This is a genomic window from Actinomyces sp. ICM47 (genome assembly GCF_905369875.1).
Classification (GTDB): domain Bacteria; phylum Actinomycetota; class Actinomycetes; order Actinomycetales; family Actinomycetaceae; genus Pauljensenia.
The window spans coordinates 75,747-93,634 of sequence record NZ_CAJPJE010000001.1 but is presented as its reverse complement, the minus strand read 5'-3'; the positions used below and the strand labels follow the sequence as shown (position 1 = coordinate 93,634).

Annotated in this window: 16 protein-coding genes; 6 read left to right on the top strand and 10 right to left on the bottom strand. The window is 65.5% G+C overall.

Translation table 11 applies throughout. From position 1 onward, the window contains the following. Positions 1-4 precede the first annotated feature (4 nt). The 6 genes from QZ149_RS00465 to QZ149_RS00440 all read right to left on the bottom strand — a co-directional run bounded on the left by QZ149_RS00465 (position 5) and on the right by QZ149_RS00440 (position 6,434). Positions 5-940 (bottom strand): ABC transporter permease, encoded by a 936-nt coding sequence (locus tag QZ149_RS00465; RefSeq protein WP_291448565.1) that lies wholly within the window; start codon positions 938-940, stop codon positions 5-7. 31 nt (positions 941-971) lie between these two features. After that, positions 972-1,940 (bottom strand): glycosyltransferase family A protein, encoded by a 969-nt coding sequence (locus QZ149_RS00460; protein WP_291448563.1) that lies wholly within the window; start codon positions 1,938-1,940, stop codon positions 972-974. Continuing rightward, on the bottom strand, positions 1,930-2,856 hold the full coding sequence (locus tag QZ149_RS00455; protein WP_009647864.1) for an NAD-dependent epimerase/dehydratase family protein: 927 nt from the start codon (positions 2,854-2,856) through the stop codon (positions 1,930-1,932). Before QZ149_RS00455 ends, QZ149_RS00460 begins: the two co-directional genes overlap by 11 nt. Next, positions 2,849-4,123 (bottom strand): glycosyltransferase, encoded by a 1,275-nt coding sequence (locus tag QZ149_RS00450; protein WP_291448559.1) that lies wholly within the window; start codon positions 4,121-4,123, stop codon positions 2,849-2,851. The genes QZ149_RS00455 and QZ149_RS00450 overlap by 8 nt, the downstream gene beginning before the upstream one ends. Before the next feature lie 110 nt (positions 4,124-4,233). Continuing rightward, positions 4,234-5,319: a glycosyltransferase family 2 protein gene (locus QZ149_RS00445; protein WP_291448557.1), complete on the bottom strand. Its 1,086-nt coding sequence runs from the start codon at positions 5,317-5,319 to the stop codon at positions 4,234-4,236. Next, positions 5,316-6,434, bottom strand: coding sequence for a glycosyltransferase family 1 protein (locus tag QZ149_RS00440; protein ID WP_291448556.1), 1,119 nt, complete (start codon positions 6,432-6,434; stop codon positions 5,316-5,318). The genes QZ149_RS00445 and QZ149_RS00440 overlap by 4 nt, the downstream gene beginning before the upstream one ends. A 91-nt stretch (positions 6,435-6,525) precedes the next feature. Here QZ149_RS00440 and QZ149_RS00435 point away from each other — a divergent pair, with 91 nt between their 5' ends. Together QZ149_RS00435 and QZ149_RS00430 are read left to right on the top strand one after the other, a co-directional pair. Further along, positions 6,526-7,674 carry a glycosyltransferase family 1 protein gene (locus QZ149_RS00435; protein ID WP_291448554.1) on the top strand — a complete coding sequence of 383 codons (1,149 nt, stop codon included), beginning with the start codon at positions 6,526-6,528 and terminating at the stop codon, positions 7,672-7,674. A 36-nt stretch (positions 7,675-7,710) separates the two neighbouring features. Further along, positions 7,711-9,366 (top strand): DUF2142 domain-containing protein, encoded by a 1,656-nt coding sequence (locus QZ149_RS00430; RefSeq protein ID WP_291448552.1) that lies wholly within the window; start codon positions 7,711-7,713, stop codon positions 9,364-9,366. 284 nt (positions 9,367-9,650) lie between these two features. Here QZ149_RS00430 and QZ149_RS00425 read toward each other — a convergent pair whose 3' ends face one another. From QZ149_RS00425 to QZ149_RS00415, 3 genes are read right to left on the bottom strand one after another with little or no spacing between them, the layout of a single operon-like run. Continuing rightward, positions 9,651-10,634 carry a Gfo/Idh/MocA family oxidoreductase gene (locus QZ149_RS00425; RefSeq protein ID WP_291448550.1) on the bottom strand — a complete coding sequence of 328 codons (984 nt, stop codon included), beginning with the start codon at positions 10,632-10,634 and terminating at the stop codon, positions 9,651-9,653. 1 nt (position 10,635) lies between these two features. Beyond that, positions 10,636-11,736 carry a DegT/DnrJ/EryC1/StrS family aminotransferase gene (locus QZ149_RS00420; protein ID WP_291448548.1) on the bottom strand — a complete coding sequence of 367 codons (1,101 nt, stop codon included), beginning with the start codon at positions 11,734-11,736 and terminating at the stop codon, positions 10,636-10,638. Then, positions 11,733-12,407, bottom strand: a complete 675-nt coding sequence (locus QZ149_RS00415) for an acyltransferase (protein ID WP_291448546.1) — start codon at positions 12,405-12,407, stop codon at positions 11,733-11,735. The genes QZ149_RS00420 and QZ149_RS00415 overlap by 4 nt, the downstream gene beginning before the upstream one ends. A 108-nt stretch (positions 12,408-12,515) precedes the next feature. Here QZ149_RS00415 and QZ149_RS00410 point away from each other — a divergent pair, with 108 nt between their 5' ends. Genes QZ149_RS00410 through QZ149_RS09965 form a run of 4 tightly spaced genes read left to right on the top strand, consistent with a single transcriptional unit; the run spans position 12,516 to position 16,777 of the window. Then, positions 12,516-13,196 carry a glycosyltransferase family 2 protein gene (locus QZ149_RS00410; RefSeq protein ID WP_291448543.1) on the top strand — a complete coding sequence of 227 codons (681 nt, stop codon included), beginning with the start codon at positions 12,516-12,518 and terminating at the stop codon, positions 13,194-13,196. Continuing rightward, positions 13,193-13,663, top strand: coding sequence for a DUF2304 domain-containing protein (locus QZ149_RS00405; RefSeq protein ID WP_291448541.1), 471 nt, complete (start codon positions 13,193-13,195; stop codon positions 13,661-13,663). The genes QZ149_RS00410 and QZ149_RS00405 overlap by 4 nt, the downstream gene beginning before the upstream one ends. Before the next feature lies 1 nt (position 13,664). Then, a complete protein-coding gene (locus tag QZ149_RS00400; RefSeq protein WP_291448650.1) occupies positions 13,665-14,975 on the top strand; it encodes an LCP family protein in 1,311 nt (436 codons plus the stop codon). Next, positions 14,972-16,777, top strand: coding sequence for an LCP family protein (locus QZ149_RS09965; protein ID WP_366487992.1), 1,806 nt, complete (start codon positions 14,972-14,974; stop codon positions 16,775-16,777). The genes QZ149_RS00400 and QZ149_RS09965 overlap by 4 nt, the downstream gene beginning before the upstream one ends. Positions 16,778-16,871: 94 nt before the next feature. Here QZ149_RS09965 and galE read toward each other — a convergent pair whose 3' ends face one another. Then, a complete protein-coding gene (gene galE / locus QZ149_RS00390) occupies positions 16,872-17,867 on the bottom strand; it encodes a UDP-glucose 4-epimerase GalE (protein WP_009648200.1) in 996 nt (331 codons plus the stop codon). Between the last annotated feature and the right edge of the window lie 21 nt (positions 17,868-17,888).

Below are 17,888 nucleotides of genomic sequence, written 5' to 3'. Positions count from 1 at the left end.
GACATTAGAGCTCCTGAGCGAAGTTACCTTCGAGGCGGGCGAAGACGCGGTGCGCTCCGAAGATGAGGACGATGCCGATCAGCGCCGCAACGGCCAGGCGGATCATGAGGTGCACGGGGTAGGGCTGATCAATACCCGCCGCCCACAGCGAACGCTGGAATCCTAGGATCGCCAACGTCACGGGATTGGCGAGGTAGATCTCATGCGCCACCGGGTAGTTCACAGCCAGCGCCTTTTGCACGTAGCTGTAGGAGTAGACGATCGGCGAAGCCCAGAACGCCAGGAACGTGATGACCTCAATGAGGTGCTGGATGTCGCGCATGTAGACGTTGAGCGCGGACAGAAGCAGCGCGAACAGGGTCGCGTACACGACCAGCACGACGAGAGCGAGCGGCAGGTAGGCCAGCTGCGCGAGCGACGGGATCGCACCCGTCACCACGATGGCGCTCAGCAGAATGACCAGCTGAATCGCCGAGTTCACCGCTGACGTTCCCAGCGTCGAGAGCGGGAAAATCTCGCGTGGAAGGTAGACCTTCTTCACCAAACCGGAGTTAGCGACAATTGACCCGGTACCGCCGGTGACGGTTTCCAGGAAGAAGCCCCACGCCGTCAGGCCCGTGAACACGAAGATCGCGAAGGACGGGATGCCTCGTGACGCGCCCAGGAACTGCCCGATAACGATGAAGTAAATGAGCAGCTGCGACAGGGGCTTGAACAGGGACCACACAAAGCCGAGGTTCGAGTCCTTGTAGCGTGCCTTGAGCTCACGGTTGATGAGCAGACGCAGCAGCTCGCGGCGTTTCCAAATGTCAGCGAAGGCGCGCTTGGTGCCGCCCACCAGGCCGCTCTTGTCACCCAGCTCTCGCAGGGGTTGGGCCTCGATACGCTCCACGCGGAGCGCGAGAGAGGACCCGGGGGAAGGGGTCGTTGATTCAGTCATATCAACTCACTATATCTGACCGTCTGGTCCCTTACTGACCATAGCGCTTGAGCGGGGAGCGAACACCCCTGCGCACGCCCCTCCACTTCTGCACGTGGTACGCGGGGTTGAGGAAGAAGCCGCTGATCTTGCGGCGCTTGCCTACCTCGCGGTCACGCGCCAGGCGCAGCGTGTCCTTCAGGATACCAGTCGTGACCATGCGCACGACCGTGGGGATCGAGGGCATCGCGACGTCGATACCAACCTCGCGCAGTCCCTGGGTCTCTTCGAACATGCGGTCATCATACTCGGAGACGGTCATCTCGTTGGAGTGCAGGACGGCAGCGCGGGGCGCGTAGGCCTTGATGTATCCGGCAGAAATGACGTCGCGGCCCAGGAGCTGATCCTCGGCGTAGGAAACGTCGCGGTAGGGAACCTCGCCGGTCAGAATATCCTTGCGGGCGGCGGAGTTGACGTCGGAGTAGAAGGTGACGGCGTTGCGCACACCCTCGTCCTGAATGAAGTCGTCCTCGTAGAACAGGGTGGTACCAAAGCCCGGGCCGAAGCCGTTGAAGACGCCCTTAATCTCGTAGCGCAGCAGCGGGAACGCGTCGGGGCGCGGGATCTGCGACCCCATGACGGCGACAATCCGGTCGGAGATCTTAAAGGGCGCAGTGATCTCGTGAAGCCACCTGTCCGAGGCCGGGGTTGCGTCGTGCGTCAGGTAGGCGACGATACGGCCCTTGGCCAGGTGCGCGCCGAGGTTGCGGGTCTTGCCGTGGCCGAACTCGCTGTTAGGGATCTGAACGAGACGCACGGACGGGTACTTGGCGATGAGGTCGAGCGTCGAGTCAGTCGAACCCGAGTCGATGACGAGGATCTCGTAGGTGCCGTCAAAACGCTGGGTGGTCAGCGAAGCGAGGATCTCGTCGATGTGCTGTTCACCGTTGTAGGTCAGGATGACGACGCTCGCGTCCAGTGACGCGTCCTTCGCCTCGATGTAGTCCGATTTAGTAACCATGCGCTTGAATCTCCTGCCATGTTTTCGCGATCCCCTCGTCGAGCGACGTCATTGTGAAGGGGCCGAACTCGTTGTTCACTCGCTCCGTGTTGAGGACGGATCCGAGAAGATAGGTCGAGGGTGTGGGGACATGCTGGATCTCCGGCGTCGCCCCGGTCACGCGCTCAATAGAGGCCACGATTTCAGAGACCGTCGTCTTGCAGCCCGAGCCGATGTTGTAGACGGAACGAGACGCACCGCGCTGGATCATCGTGGAGACCATCGTCGCAAAGTCCTCGACATAAATATAGTCGCGGAACATGGAGCCGTCACCCATGACCGTCAGCGGCTCACCGTTCAGGATGTGACGCAGGAAGATCGGGATGATGCCCTGGCGCTTGTGCGGGTTCTGCCGAGTACCGTAGGGGTTCGAGATGCGCAGCGACGTCGAATTCAGATCGTACTTACGCGCGAAGAAACGCATGTAGTTCTCGATGGTGAGTTTGCCGATGCCGTAGGGCGATACCGGAAGCGTACGGTCGTCCTCGCTGTAGCTTTCCTTGTCTTGGTCGCCGTAGATCGTGCCGCCGCTCGATGCGTAGTAGACGTGACTCACCCCGGCCTCGACGCAGGCGCGGAACAGATCGATACTGCCCTGGATGTTCGTGCGCACGTCCAGCGTCGGATCGTTCTCCGCCGTCGCGGGATCCGTCGTGGACAGCATGTGCACGACGATATCCATGCCCTGCACGGCGCGTGCCACGTCATCCCGGTTCAGGAAGTTACCGTCGAAGGCCTCGACTCCTTCAGCCTTCCAGTGTTCTCCGCTGCCGAACATGTCGAAGGCACGGATGAACGTGCCTTCCTCGGCGGCGAGGGCATCAACCAAGTGAGATCCGAGGAATCCGTTTCCTCCGACCACCAGAATGTTAGGCATTCATGGCCTCCTCAAAATCGGCGACGAACGTACGTCCCGAGTCTTCCCAGCTCAGAGTCGTCGCGGAGGCAGCAGCCTCACGCGAACGCTCCACCTGATCCTGCGCGTCCACAATCCGGATGATCTCCTCGGCCATAGCGCCAGGCGAAAGCGGCACGTAGTCGATGGCAGGGTTGTCCGAGACGAGACGGTTGTTGGGGGCATCGTTGACGACGGGGATTGTGCCGCACGACGCCAGCTCGAGCGGGAGCAGCGACAGGTTCGTCAGACTCATGACGAGCGCGACGGCGCACTGGTTATACAGCGGAGAGAGTTCTTCGAGCTTCATCGCTCCGTGGTTGACGTACTCGAAAGGAACCTTCCACTCCGACACGTCCCACCCGGCCATGTGAACGCGGATATCCGGACGACGCTTCTTGACGTCGGCCAGCACCATGCACCCCAGCTCAAATCCACGACGCATCGTGACCGGACGCGCGTAGAAGAAGACGTCCTTGCGCCGCGAGTCATTCGTGCGCTTGTAGAGCGTCAGCTCTGCGGCGAAGTCGAAGGGGTGAGTCGTCATGCCGTACTCGTCGTGGAGCTTCGTGGCCAGCCACTTACCGGCGGTGAAGGCCTCGAAACCGAAACGATACGTGTTCTCCGCGAGCTGGTTCTCGGATCCAACGGGGTAGAACGAGGGTTCGAAGTCCTGGACGAAGTAGAAGCGACGAGCGTTGGAACGATCCAGGTACGCGGGGTAGGCGGTCTCCCAGCCGGTCGCGAAGATCGCGTCAACGTCATCGCCGACGCCGACCTTCGGGTCATAGAGGGCGTAAGTGGCCTTCAGGGACGGGTAGTTGCTGGAACGCTCGACCATCTCGCGCACGCGATCCGCGTCGACAGGGATCGCCTGCGACCAGTAGAGGAAGATTTTGACGGTGTGACCGGCTGCCTCCAAGTAGGACAGGAAACGGAAGATGTTCTGGTGCCCACCGGAGGACTCCCCGGGGGGAGACATAATCCACGCGGTAACGAACGGACCCTCGCCGACGGTGCGCGGGTTCTTCTTCCAGTGAGGCTCGCTTACCCAGTCGAGGGCGGCGGCGTCAGAGAACTTGACGAGCATCCCGAGGGGGTACTGCGCCTTGCCTTTTCCCTTTCCTGAGTTTGCAATCTGATTGCCCAAGCCCTGCAAGAGACGAGCGGTCGTCATGCGACCCCCGTGTCGTTTGAGGTAGGAGGTACCCTTCGCGAACTTACGCACCAGCGGATTCGTCTGTGTCATGGTCGTCAGTCTAGCGCCTATAGGGATCGGACTTGACCGAGGAGTGACTCATCCCTTGCCGCAGCTCTGTATCTTTACTCACTTTCCAGCGTTTCCTTTGTGACAAGGAATCACCGTAAATGTGTCCCACCACGACGTGCTCGACGCGCGTGGCGCCGACGCAGCGCGGCCGGAATCGCGGCGATACCCTGGGCGATGCCGTGAGCCGCCGGACCGCGGAAGCCCTCGCGCGCGGCGCGCACGATGGAGCGAGCCAGCGCGTTGGCAACCACCGACCAGGCCGCGTGCTCAGCCGCGACGATCAGTCGGTTGCGCGCGTTGACACGGGTGAACATCGGCGAGGTCGCGTCCGAGGAGGCCGCGTGCTCGTGATCAACCACGGCCTCGCGCACGAAACGCACGCTGTATCCGGCCTCGTGGAGCTTGTAGGACAGGTCCGTGTCCTCGTAGTACATGAACAGGTCGGTGCGGATGCCGCTGACTTCCTCCCAGGCGTCGGAGCGAATCGCGCACGCTCCCCCACAGAGGCCAAAGACATCGGCGGAGGCATCGAGTTCGGATGCGAGGCACAGCCAGTCGCGGTCCTGCCCGTTGCCCGCGCCGTCCACGATATTCCCCGTCGAATTGACCAGGATCGTGCCCAGACCGGCCCGGGCCTCGTCGTCACTGAGCCGCACCCAGCGCGTGGGACCGTTTCCACTCAGGGCTATGGCCTCGCCGTCGCGCGCCTCGCGGTAGCGCCCGGCCAGGAGGATGAGCGCGGTCGTCGCCCCCACCATCGGGTCGCCGAGCGGAGCCAGGAGCGCGTCCAAAAAACCCTCACGGACCGTCGCGTCGTTGTTGAGTAGGACGAGAGCACCCTCACGCAGGTCGGAGGCTCCCGCCATCACGCCCGCACCGAAGCCATCGTTGACACCCGCGTTGACGATCTCGACGTCAGCGCCGCCCACGCCGGGGCGTCTGCCCGCGAGCGCACGCAGCTCAGGCAGGTGGGCGGCGAGGACGTCGAGGGAGTCGTCCCCCGAACCGTTATCGACGAGGATCAGGCGGTCACCCTGGCGCAGTTGGGGGGCGATCGAGCGGGCGGCCCGCAGGGTCAGGGGTGCATTCTTCCAGTTAACGAGGACGACGCGGGCGCTGCGCCGCGTGGCTCCGTTTTGTTCTCCCGCGCCGGGGGTGTTTGTCCCGGCGCTCATTGGGTGCCCGCCAGCGTTTCGTAGAGGCGGGCGTGGGCGGCTGCTGAGGCTTCCCACGTGTAGTTGGTGGCGCGGGCGAGGCCGGCCGCGGCTAGGCGGTCATGCTCGCTTCCGGCGGCGGCCTCCAGGGCGTCGGCGAGGGCACAAGCGTCGGTGGCCGGCACGAGGAGACCCGCGTCGATGCCTGTGATCTCCGCCATGCAGGTGTCGGCGCTGGTAACGACGGGGGTGCCGTGCGCCATGGCCTCGAGGACGGGCAGCCCGAAGCCCTCCCAGATCGAGGGGAACGTGAAGACGCGCGCTCCTGCATAGGCGCAGGCAAGGTCGGTGTCGTCGAGGCGTCCGAGGACGTGGGTGCGTTCGGCGGGCAGGTCCCCCCACTCGGGGTCTTCTCCCCACCCGGCGGGACCCACGAGGACCAGGTCGAGATCCGTGGACGAGGCCATGGCGCGGTATGCGCGCAGCAGCGTCGGCAGGTTCTTGCGGGGTTCGCGGGTGCCGACCCACAGGATGTAGGGGCGGGTCAGGCCATGGCGGGCGCGGAAGTCCTCCACCTGGGAGTCGGTGACGGGCGTGTGGGTGAGGCCGTGCGGGATGACGGTGATGAGCTCCTCGTCGATGCCCGCCTCGATGCAGTCGCGCGCGGTCGCCTCGGAGGGGACGATGACCGCGTCGGCACGGTGCTTGGTGATGTCGAGCGCGCGGTTAAAGTAGGCGGCCCCGTGGGAGGTGAAGTGGCTGGCATCGCGCAGGAACGCGACGTCGTGAACGGTGACTACCAGCGGGCACGAGGTCGGGGGAATCGCCCAGGTGGTCGCGTGCACGACCTGCGCTCCCCCACCCGATCCGACACCGAGCATTCGGTCCACGCGCGGCATGCTCAGGCGGTCCCACGCTGCGTACAGGAGGCGGCGCGGCAGCGCGGAGTTGAGCACAGGAATTGTCAGGCCTACCTCTTCCGGGGTGGGTTCGCCCGCGCTGTGTCGCGCGGCGACGCCGACGGCTCGTACCCCCTGCGCGGCCACGCTAGAGGCCACTTCCACGATGTATCGTCCTGAGCCTCCGGGCACGGGCTGCCACATCTGCTCAACTACCATTCCGACGCGTACGCTCATGCTTCCAGGATAGTTGAGATGTATGTCAGCGTCTGCCCGGCCAGATACTGACATACAATGGGAAAATCCTTCGCAACGACCGGAGACCATTATGCCTTCCTCTCTCTCGTCCAAGCCCGTCCGCGTCCTCATGGACGCCACTGCGATCCCCGCGAACCTCGGCGGAGTGGGCCGCTACGTGGATGATCTGGTGCCCGAACTGGGGGCCCAGGGCGTTGAACTCACGATGGCGGTGCAAGAGCGCGACGCAGAGCACTTTGCCACGCGCCTGCCATCCGCTCGCATCATCCCGATTTCTCCTCGCTTCGAGTCTCGTCCGATGCGTTTCGCGTGGGAGCAGACGGGGTTGCCCTCGCTCATCCGCAAGGTTCGCCCCGACGTGCTCCACTCCCCTCACTACACGTGCCCGCAGTTCCCGGGCGTGCCCGTCGTCATCACCCTGCACGACGCGACGTTCTTCTCCCACCCGCAGGCGCACTCACGTACGAAGCAAAAGTTCTTCACGTTCGCGATCCGTCGCGCGATCCGTCGGGCCGCTGCGCTCGTCGTGCCTTCCGAGGCGACGCGCGATGAGACGATCAAGTACGCGGGCGGTGACCCTTCGCAGTTCTACGTTGCCTACCACGGCGTGGACCGATCGATCTTCCACCCCGTGGATGACGCTGAACGTGCGCGTGTCAAGGAGTCCCTCGGCCTGGATGGCCAGGAGTACATCGGTTTCCTCGGCACTCTCGAACCCCGCAAGAACGTCCCGAACCTGGTGCGCGGTTGGACGCAGGCGGTTTCGGACCTGCCCAATCCTCCCGCACTGGTTCTGGCCGGCGGCAAGGGCTGGGATGAGGACATTGACCCAGCCCTGGCGGCAATCCCCTCGCACCTGACGGTTCTGCGTCCCGGCTACCTGCCTCTGGAGGACCTGCCCGGTTTCCTCTCCGGATGCCTCGTCCTGGCCTACCCCTCGATCGCGGAGGGCTTCGGTCTGCCCGTTCTCGAGGCCATGAGCTGTGGCGCTGCGACGCTCACGACGCGCCTGACGTCCCTGCCCGAGGTCGGCGGGGATGCGGTCGACTACTGCGACATCACTCCCGAGTCGATCGCCGACGCCCTCACCACCCTGATGAATGATCCGCAGCGCCGCGCCCAGCTGGGGCAGGCCGCCATCGCTCGCTCCGAGGAGTTCACCTGGGAGCGTGCCGCTGAAGTCCACGCGCAGGCGTTCCGCGCCGCAGCCGGACTCTGATCCCCAACGCACCGCGACACACAAGGACTGCCTTCTATGACCACTCACGACCATCCCAGTGACGAGGCGAAGCCCTTGGAGGGCGAGTTCGCTTCGGAGACGGATCAGCCTGACGAGAACGCGCGCCCCCTGGACACTGATCGCACTGAGGACGAGGACGCGGATCAGCCCAGCGAAGCACCGACACCGCATTCAGCTTCCTTCCGCGACCGCTTCAGTTTGTCCACCCGCGCCTGGCGCGTGATCGGCGTCATCGGCCTCGTGCTGTCCGTGTGCGGCGTTGGCCTCGCGTGGGCCGTGGCGTCCCCGCTCGGGGCCTCCCCCGACGACGACTACCACCTGGGTTCTATCTGGTGTCCTCCCCCGTTAGCGGATTCCGGTTGTACGACCGGCTACACCGAACGCGGAACCTTCGGCCCGGTTGTTCCCGAGTCCATCGCCGCCACCAGGGTCGCGTGCTACGCGTTCCACGGGAATGAGTCTGCCGTCTGCGCGCTCAACAACTCCGACGAGCGCACGATGGTGACCGACCGTTGGGATGACGGCAACTACCCGTGGGGCTACTACCAGTTCCACCACCACTTCATCGCTCACGACGCTGACCGGGCGGGCGTGACGATGCGTCTTATCAACGTCGGTATCGCGATTGTTCTCATCGGGGCGATCGGTGCACTCATGCCGAGCGCGATGCGCCGCGGCTATGTGTTGGCGATTCTGGCCGCATGGACGCCGATGGGTATCTATTTCATTGCCTCCACCAACCCATCTTCGTGGGCCTTCACAGGCGTGTTCGCCTTCGCGGCTGGTCTATGGTCGGCCACGCAGTCGTATGGGTGGCGGCGTTGGTCCCTGCTCGGTGCTGCCGCTCTGGGCGCTGTCCTGTCGTGTACCTCACGCGGCGACTCCGCATTCTTCCTGTTCGTCATCACCGTCGCCCTCGCGTTCGCGGTGCGTTGGCGTCGCGAGTACTGGCCCGAGGCCACGCTTGCCATCGTTGCCTCGATCATCGGCATCATCGTCATGCGCTCGACGAACGTCGCGAGCACCCACCTGGCGACGGCGCAGGGCGAGCATCGCTCACTCATTGACCTGCTCGGTGACAACATGTCCTTCCTGCCGCAGTACCTCGCCGGTTTCTACGGCTACCGCTGGGGACCGGGATGGCTGGACGTGAACTACGACGGCTCTATCTCGACCGTTGGCCTCCTGATCGCGGGTGCCGTCTTTATCGCCGGTGCGCGCACCTGGTCGTGGCGCAAGCTGATGACCCTGCTCACGCTGGTTGGCGCGATGGCTGGCGTCCCGACCCTCATCGGTATTCTCCAGGAGTTCAACAACGTGGCCACCTACCAGGCGCGCTACATGATGCCTCTGTGGATCGTGTTCCTGTTCTTCTTGCTGACGATGGATCGGCGCGAGCACATGGTCTCGCGTCCGCAGGCTGTCGTGCTCGGCGTGCTGGCGGCAGGAACCCAGTTCTGGGCGTTGTTCCTCCTGCTGCTGCGCTACACCCATGGTTCCTCGGTCATCCTGTTCAATCTGAGTCGGACGGCCGGGTGGTGGTGGCCGGGTGCCCCCATCGGCCCGAACACGGTCTGGGTGATCGGCACGGTTTCTTTCGCTGCGGCCATTGCTTTCGCGTTCCTCTTAACGCGTGAAGAACCCGACCAGAAGCCCGCTCTCGAGTCCTGATTCTCCTTCGTGCGCCCAGGTGCCTGCCCGGCAGGTTACCTGGGCGCACGCGTATTCGGATGACGAGGCCGTGGCGGGTTCGTCGGCTCGAGGCGGATTCAGGCGCTTCGATCCGCACGTGAACCCGCTATGAAGAGCGTGGGTCCTCTCTTCCGCACGTGAACCCGCTCATCGGAGCATGGGCGGGATCGCCCACGTGCGGAACAGAGGGTTTGCGTGCGGGATAGAGGGTTTGCGTGCGGAACAGGGCCGCGCGGTAGATGATGATCGACCGAACGCGTTCCCTACAGGTCGACGGAACGACCGGTGGCGGCCGAGGCGAGGATGGCCTCGACGACGCGCAGGTTGTCCAGGGCCTCGTCCATGGTGACGTGCTCGCTGCCCACGCCGAGAATCGCGTCGCGGAAGCGCTCGTGTTCGAGGGCGAGGGGCTCGCGCTTGGTGAGCGCATAGCGCACAATCTGGCCCTCGCTGACCCCGCGGAAGGCCGCGATGGCGTCCCACTGCAGGGGCGCGTGGCCGTTCTCGTAAAAGGTCAGGTCTCCCATCGCGGTGTCGGCGACGAGCGCGCCGCGCTCCCCCGTCACGATGGTCGTACGGTCCTTGTAGGGGGTCAGCCAGTTGACGAGGTGGTTGACGAGAATACCGCCGGCAAGCACGCCCGAAGCGACCATCATGTCCTCGTGAGGCCTACCCGAGCGCGCGGAGGTGCGCGCGTAGATGCTCTCGTAGGGGGCACCGGCCACCCACGCAGCCAGGTCCACGTCGTGCGTGGCCAGGTCCTTGACCACGCCGACGTCGCTGATGCGCGCGGGGAAGGGCGACTGGCGGCGCGTCGCGATCTGCTCGATGTCGCCGAGCTGCCCCTGAGCGATCCGCCGACGCATGTCGATGAGCGCCGGGTTGCAGCGCTCGACGTAGCCGACAGCACCCACGAGACCAGCAGCAGCAAAAGCGTCGCGGATGCGCCGACCCGCCTCCACGCTCGTGGCGAGGGGCTTTTCGACGAGGGTGTGTACCCCGGCCTCGGCCAGCGCCAGGGCTGCGGCTTCGTGGTGGGCGGTGGGGGCAGCGATGATCGCCGCGTCGATACCGGCCTCGATCAGTTCCTCGACGCCGCCCAGGACGGGCAGGTTGCCGGCGACGCCGAAGCGGTCGCCGCCCGGATCCGCGAGCGCGACGAGGTCTACCCCCCGCGTGGCGCGGGCGTTGCGCACGTGGTGTCGGCCCATCGAGCCGATGCCGAGGATTCCTATGCGAATACTCACGTCAGGCACCCGCCTCCGCGAGCGCGTTGACGCCGTGCGCGATGCGTTCCAGCTCGATGGGCGTCAGCGACGGGTAGATCGGCAGGGAGAGGACCTGGTCGGCTGCCTCGCGCGTGGCTGGAAGCTCCAGACCGGGGGCGAAGCGGGCCAGGGAGGGCAGCTCGTGGTTCGGGATCGGGTAGTAGACGCCCGAGCCGACGCCGTACTCCTCGCGCAGGGCGGCGGCGAAACCATCGCGGGCTTCGGGCACGCGGATCGTGTACTGGTGGTAGACGTGCGTGGCACCGGGGGCGACGTGCGGGACGGTGACACCTCGCAGGTGGGCGTCCAGGAAGGCGGCGTTGTCCTGACGTTTGCGCGTCCATGCGCCGACCTTGGTGAGCTGTACCCGACCGATGGCCGCGTGGATGTCGGTCATGCGGTTGTTGAGGCCCACGATTTCGTTGGCGTAGCGCGTCTCCATGCCCTGGTTGCGGGCGAGCTTCACGCCGCGGATGACGCTGGGGTCGGTCGAGGTGACCATGCCGCCCTCGCCGCTGGTCATGTTCTTCGTCGGGTAGAAGGAGAAGGCCGCGAAGGTGCCGAAAGAGCCGACCGCGCGCCCGTGCAGGGTGGCACCGTGTGCCTGGGCGGTGTCTTCAAAGAGCATGAGTCCATGCGCGTCGGCAATCGCCTGGAGCGCCTCCATGGGCGCGGGGTGGCCGTAAAGGTGGACGGGCATGATGGCCCGCGTGCGAGGCGTGATTGCGGCTTCGACAGCGGCCGGTGACAGTGTGAACGTGAGCGGGTCAATGTCGGCGAAGACGGGGGTCGCGCCCGTGATGGCGACCGAGTTGGCGGTGGCAGCGAAGGTGAAGGAGGGGACGATGACCTCGTCGCCCGGCCCGATCCCGGCGGCGAGCAGGCCCAAGTGCAGGGCTGAGGTTCCCGAGTTGACCGCGACGGCGTGGGTTCCGGGCACGAGGGTGGCGGCAAACTCCTCCTCGAAGGCGGCGACCTGCGGCCCCTGGGCGATCATGCCCGTACGCATGACGGCGGCGACCGCGTCGATTTCTTCCTCGCCGATGAGCGGGCGTGCGGGTGGAATGAATGGCTGCATCACTGGTGGTCCTCATGGGTCTGGGCCTGTGTGTCGGCGGTGTTCGGGGATGAGGCCTGGGTTTCCTCCGGCGTCAGGGTGCCGTTTCGCTCGATGTAGCGGCGACCCGAGGCCGGGCACACCCACGCGGCTGCCCCGGCCTCGCGGTCGGGTGCAGCGTCGGAGTCGACGGCCACGAGGGGTATCCCGGCCTCGCCGACCCATCCGACGCGGCGCGCGGGCACGCCGACGACGAGAGCGTAGGGGACGACGTCGCGGGTGACGACAGCGCCTGCTCCGACGCTTGCCCACGCGCCGATGCGCACGGGGGCCACGCACACGGCGCGCGCGCCGATGGCGGCACCGTGCTCGACGGTGACGCCGACGCGGTCCCAATCCGACGCGCTCTTCAGGGTTCCGTCGGTGTTGATGGCGCGGGGGCAGTGGTCGTTCGTGAAGACGGCTGCGGGGCCGACGAAGACGCCATCGGCCAGGGAGGCGGGTTCATAGACGAGGGCGTAGTTCTGGATCTTGCAGCGCGCACCTACCCGAACGCCTTCGCCAATGTAGGCCCCGCGTCCGATGATCGTTTCTTCGCCGATACGGGCGTTTTCGCGAACCTGGGCCAGGTGCCACACGCGGGCGCTGGGCGCGACCTGCGCACTGGATGCCACGTCGGCGCTGGGCTTGATCACGGTATCTCCCTTGTGTTGTCCTGTAGGCACGATCACGCACATCAGGTACGCCCCGTCAGATAGCAACACTATAGGCGCGTGGCCTGCCCTATGTGCGACACTGGAGAAATGCAGCAACGCTCCGACACGTGGGTCGTCATCCCCGCGTTTAATGAGGCGCCCGTCATCGGGGGCGTCATCGCTGGCGTGCGCGCTCTTTTTCCCCGAGTCCTCGTCGTGGACGATGCCTCCGGTGATGACACCGCTGCTCTCGCTCGCAGCGCCGGTGCCTACACGGCGGTCCACCCGCTAAACCTGGGGCAGGGCGCTGCCCTGCAAACCGGCTTCGATGCGGCCCTCGCCCGCGGGGCCCGCTACGTGGTGACTTTTGATGCCGATGGCCAGCACGATCCCGCCGACGCCGCGGCGATGGTTGATCGCGCGCGCAGGGAGGACCTTGCCTTCGTCCTCGGGTCCCGTTTCCTCGACGGTGGAGGCGCCCAAGTCGGCGCGCTCAAGCGCGCCCTGCTGCGCTTCGGTGCGATGGCCGCTCACGCCCGCACCGGCATGGCGCTCACCGACACGCACAATGGCCTGCGCGTCATCCGTGCCGACGCCCTCGCCCACGTGCGCCTGACCCAGGGACGCATGGCCCACGCCTCGCAGATCGTCTCGCAGCTGGCTGGCTGTGGCCTGCCCGGTGCCGAACATCCCGTGACGATCTCCTACACGGACTATTCGCGCGCGAAGGGCCAGCCGCTGCTCAATTCCGTCAACATCGTCGTCGACCTTGTGTTGGGAGAACGATGAGTGCCTACCTGCTGATTCGTGTCCTTCTGCTGCTCGCACTCGCCGTCATCGCGTGGTGGCTCACGCGCCCGGTTTCCTCAGCGTCCTCCCTGGCAATGCGCCGCATTGGGATCGGTGCGCTCGTCGCTGCTGCGGTTGTCGCAATCCTCGTGCCGTCCCTGGCGAACAGGCTGGCGCACGTGATCGGCGTTGATCGCGGGGTGAACCTGATAGTCTACGGCCTTGTCGTCGCGTTGATCGCTCAGATGGTCACCGCCTACCGGCGCGAAGCGCGCATGGAGGCACGTGTGGCGGCGCTCGCGCGTGCGCTGGCGCTGGCGGGGGTGCGTCCTCCTGACGAGGTAGTGGTTTCCACCGGCGATCACTCCCCTGAGACGAGGGATCCTCAGCAAGTGGAACACGCCGCTTCCCCACCACATTCCCCGACAAACACGACCGATAACGATATGGTTACAAGTGATGAGTAACATGAATCTGCGACCGATCCAGCACTCGGCTGTTAACTTTGGGCGCTTTGGCCTCCTGCGATATACGCTCGCCATCCTAATGGTCGGCGCTCTCTTCGCCACGTCAACGGCGTGCTTCCTCTACGCCAAAATCAGTGCCGATTTCGCCGACCGAGTCGTGGACATCGGCGACTATCAGATCGACGGGAACGCTCAGGCGACCCCGGATTCGTTTGACGGCCGCGCCCTCAACATTCTCGTCGTCGGCACGGACTCGCGTAACGGCGACAGCGGCAATGTCGGTGCAGGTGACGAGGAGGAGGTCCCCGGCCTTCGCAACGACTCGACGATGGTTATCCACGTCAGCGCCGACCGCTCTCGTGTTCAGGTCGTGTCGATTCCGCGCGACACGCTGGTCGATATCCCCGCGTGTAAGCACCGCGACGGATCGACCAGCGAGCCCATCGAAGAAGAGATGTTCAACAACTCCATGTTCTACGGTGCCGACGGTGGTAACACCGACGCCGACATCGCGCCCGGTATTGCGTGCGTGAAGTCGACCATCGAGAACATGTCGGGCATGATGATCGACTCCTTCATGGTCGTGAACTTCGCTGGCTTCATCAAAATGATTAACGCCTTGGGCGGTATCTGGTTCAACATTCCTGATCGCATCGAAGACGAATCCGCGCAGCTCTACATCGACGCGGGTTGCTGGAAGTTGGACGGTACTCAGTCACTGGCCTACATGCGCTCGCGTAAGGGCCAGGGCGACGGCTCCGACATCTCTCGTATCGGCCGCCAGCAGCAGCTCATCTCCGCGATGCTTCGCGAGCTTCAGGCCAAGGACTACGTCACCGACTCCGGCGCGCTCCTCACCTTCCTGCAGGCCGCGATCCAGGCTGTTAACGTTTCCTCTAACCTCGGTGACGCCAGCGCAGACACCAACTTGCTGCTCAAGGTCCTGTCGAAGACCGACCGCACGAGCATCCAGTTTGTGACGATGCCCGTCGAGGAACCCTACTGGGATCCGAACCGACGCATTGCTGCTGAACCGATGGCCCGCAACGTGTGGACCGCGCTCAAGCAAGACAAGGCGCTGCCCGTGGGCACGACCTACACGGATGGCAACGGCGCGCAGCTGGTGGTCCCCGATCCGAAGGCTGCACAGGCCACGCCCTCGCCGACGCCTGCTGCGGTCGACACTCAGAACGCCGATCAGCCCCAGAGCACCACGGACAACACCGCGCAGTCGGCCTCCGTTGAGAACAACGCAGCCAACGAGGCTGCCGCCCAGAAGAACGCCGCGACCTGCCCGCCGAAGGACAAATGAGCACTCCTCCCTCGTTCACGCCCAACCCGAAACGACGCCGCCCCGGATCCGATGACGTGCACGTCATCGGCCAGGAGGCTCCCTCCGGCGCACCCGTCCCACCGTCTGAGGGGATCGCGCCGCAGATGTGGTGGATTTCCGAGGACGGTACCGACGCCTCGCGCCCGCTGATGCCGCCGACCCTGGATCAGCCCCAGCGTGATCCGTCCTCGCTGTTTCCGAGGCGTTCTGCTCCTACCCCGCCCCCGTCGTTCACGCCGGGATCTGCCGCGCGCAAGTCGTTACGCACGCGCCAGGCGGACTCGTCACAGATCCCGTCGCCCTCCCCCCAGGCGACGTACCCTGTTCCGACACCTGCGTCCTCCCCCCAGGGGGCGTATCCTGTCCCGGCACCTGCGTCCTCCACCCGTCGGAGTGCGCCGGTTCCGAATCCGCCCGCCACGCCCGACGAGACGACGGTTGCTCCGACCCCGCCGTCCTTCGCGCCCGGCTCTGGCGACGCTGCAACGACCCACACCCCCGCTGCTCCCAGCTTCGCACCCAACGAAACGACGGTTGCTCCGACCCCGCCGTCCTTCGCGCCCGGCTCTGGCGACGCTGCAACGACCCACACCCCCGCTGCTCCCAGCTTCGCGCCCGGATCAGGTAGCCCCGTCGCGAGCGGCTCCCCCGCGGCTCCCAGCTTCGCGCCTGGCTCCAGCAACGCTCCAACGACCCGCACCCCAGCGGCTCCCAGCTTCGCACCCTCGGGTAACGGGCCGCGCCAGGTGAGCGCCACGCGCTCCCAGGCAATCCCCGACCCAGTCCCCACACCCGGCGCTACGCCGTCGCGCACCGCTCCAGCGACGGCTCCGAGGCCTCGGCGCAAGCGCCGCCGACGTCTGGTCCTCAAGACGCTGTCTGTCCTCCTGGTCATTGTTCTCGCGTGGGGCGGATTCCTCGTGTGGGACGCGAACACGAACATCGGGCGCGTGAGCGCACTGTCGGGTGCCTCGGATACAGCCGGTACGACGTACCTCTTGGCCGGTTCGGACTCGCGTGCGGACGGCGCCGTGCAGGACGGCTTTAAGGGATCCGAGCGCGCTGACTCGATTATGCTGGTCAACATCGCGGCGAACGGCCAGGCTGTCGCTCTGTCGATTCCCCGCGATACCTACGCTGAGATTCCCGGCGTCGGCTGGGACAAGATCAACGCTTCCTACGCCTACGGCGGCCCCCAGCTCCTGGTCGAGACAGTCGAGAAGCTGACGGGTCTGACCGTCGATCACTTCGTGCAAATCGGCATGGGTGCGGTGCCTGACATGGTGGACGCAGTCGGCGGCGTGGAGCTGTGCTACGACCACGACTCGAACGACGAGTATTCGGGCCTGAACTGGACTGCGGGCTGCCACACGGTGGACGGCCCCACCGCCCTGCAGTTCTCGCGTATGCGCTACCAGGATCCGGAGGGCGATATCGGTCGTACGAAGCGTCAGCGTCAGGTGATCTCCAAGGTCGTGTCCGAGGCTGCGTCCCCCGCGACCCTCATCAACCCCGCGCGGACCCTGCGCGTGGAGCGCGCGGGTTCCAAGTCGTTCACTGTCGATGAGGATTCCTCGATCATGACGGTCGCTTCTCTCGTGATGGCGCTGCGCAGCGCCTCCTCCGACGAGCTGATGGGTGTCCCGCCCATCGAGTCGCTGGACTATACGACCAGCGCGGGTGCCTCGGCGGTCCTGCTACGTGACGAGACGGCCCCTGACTTCTTTGCCAAGCTGCGCGCCGGTAAGCTCACGACCTCGGATTTTAACCAGATCGGCTGACGTCCTCAGGCGCACCCGAGCGCAGAACAAGCCGCGGCCTCGTTCCCTCATTCAAGGGACGAGGCCGCGGTCGTGTCAGGCGTTAAAGAGGCTCTCAGGCACCGGGTACCGTGATGGGTCGCGGACCTGCCTGCCAGCCTTCCCAGGCGGAGGTGAGGATCTCGTCGAGACCGTTGTTGGCCTTCCAGCCCAGGTCCACGCCGATGGACAGCGGGTCACCGATGAGCTTGGGCGGATCACCGGCGCGGCGCTCGAGGACCTCGACGGGGAAGTCCCAGCCGATGACGCGGCGCAGGCCGTCGATGATCTCCTGGACGGAGGTGCCCAGGCCGGTACCGACGTTGTAGGTGTGGTGGTCGGGCTGGCGGCCTTCAGCGAGGACGTCGAGGGCGGCGATGTGGGCCTCGGCCAGGTCCATGACGTGGATGTAGTCGCGCACGCAGGTGCCGTCCGGGGTGTCGTAGTCGGCGCCGAAGATCTTGGCGCTCTCCCCGCGCTCGAGGCGGTCGAGAACCATGGGGATGAGGTTCATGATGGCGGGGTCGGCCAGGTCGGGCCAGCCAGCACCGGCAACGTTGAAGTAGCGCAGGCCGATCCATTTCAGATCCCATGCGCGCTCGCAGTCGGCCATCATCCATTCGCCGATCAGCTTGGTTTCGCCGTAGGGGTTGATGGGGTGGCCAGCCATGTCTTCGGTGACGACCTCGGCGGTGGGCATGCCGTAGACGGCGGCGGAGGAGGAGAAGATCATCTGGTCGACGCCCGCGTCCTCCATGGCAGCCAGGACGTTAGCCATGCCGCCGATGTTCTGCGCGTAGTACCAGGCAGGGCGCTTGACGGATTCTCCGACCTGCTTGCGGGCGGAGAAGTGGATGACGGCGGTGACGTCCTCGTCCATCATGAGGGTGGACAGGGTGGACCGCGCTTCGTCCGTGGCGACGTCGAGGCGAACCAGGGGCGTATCCCCGACCCGGGCGGCGTTCGAGGTGGACAGATCGTCGACGACGACGACGCGATCCCCGCGCTGACGCAGGAGGCGGACAACATGGGCGCCGATGTAGCCGGCACCGCCACAAACGAGAATGCTCATGCCTTCAGGATACGACGGTGG

What these genes read in the sequence shown, in the direction of transcription:
- QZ149_RS00430 (WP_291448552.1), top strand. Translation starts at nt 7,711, where the DNA reads ATGACCACTCACGACCATCCCAGTGACGAGGCGAAGCCCTTGGAGGGC.
- QZ149_RS00460 (WP_291448563.1), bottom strand. Translation starts at nt 1,940, where the DNA reads ATGGTTACTAAATCGGACTACATCGAGGCGAAGGACGCGTCACTGGAC.
- QZ149_RS00400 (WP_291448650.1), top strand. Translation starts at nt 13,665, where the DNA reads ATGAATCTGCGACCGATCCAGCACTCGGCTGTTAACTTTGGGCGCTTT.
- QZ149_RS00405 (WP_291448541.1), top strand. Translation starts at nt 13,193, where the DNA reads ATGAGTGCCTACCTGCTGATTCGTGTCCTTCTGCTGCTCGCACTCGCC.
- QZ149_RS00435 (WP_291448554.1), top strand. Translation starts at nt 6,526, where the DNA reads ATGCCTTCCTCTCTCTCGTCCAAGCCCGTCCGCGTCCTCATGGACGCC.
- QZ149_RS00410 (WP_291448543.1), top strand. Translation starts at nt 12,516, where the DNA reads ATGCAGCAACGCTCCGACACGTGGGTCGTCATCCCCGCGTTTAATGAG.
- QZ149_RS00465 (WP_291448565.1), bottom strand. Translation starts at nt 940, where the DNA reads ATGACTGAATCAACGACCCCTTCCCCCGGGTCCTCTCTCGCGCTCCGC.
- galE (WP_009648200.1), bottom strand. Translation starts at nt 17,867, where the DNA reads ATGAGCATTCTCGTTTGTGGCGGTGCCGGCTACATCGGCGCCCATGTT.
- QZ149_RS00455 (WP_009647864.1), bottom strand. Translation starts at nt 2,856, where the DNA reads ATGCCTAACATTCTGGTGGTCGGAGGAAACGGATTCCTCGGATCTCAC.
- QZ149_RS00450 (WP_291448559.1), bottom strand. Translation starts at nt 4,123, where the DNA reads ATGACACAGACGAATCCGCTGGTGCGTAAGTTCGCGAAGGGTACCTCC.
- QZ149_RS00440 (WP_291448556.1), bottom strand. Translation starts at nt 6,434, where the DNA reads ATGAGCGTACGCGTCGGAATGGTAGTTGAGCAGATGTGGCAGCCCGTG.
- QZ149_RS09965 (WP_366487992.1), top strand. Translation starts at nt 14,972, where the DNA reads ATGAGCACTCCTCCCTCGTTCACGCCCAACCCGAAACGACGCCGCCCC.
- QZ149_RS00445 (WP_291448557.1), bottom strand. Translation starts at nt 5,319, where the DNA reads ATGAGCGCCGGGACAAACACCCCCGGCGCGGGAGAACAAAACGGAGCC.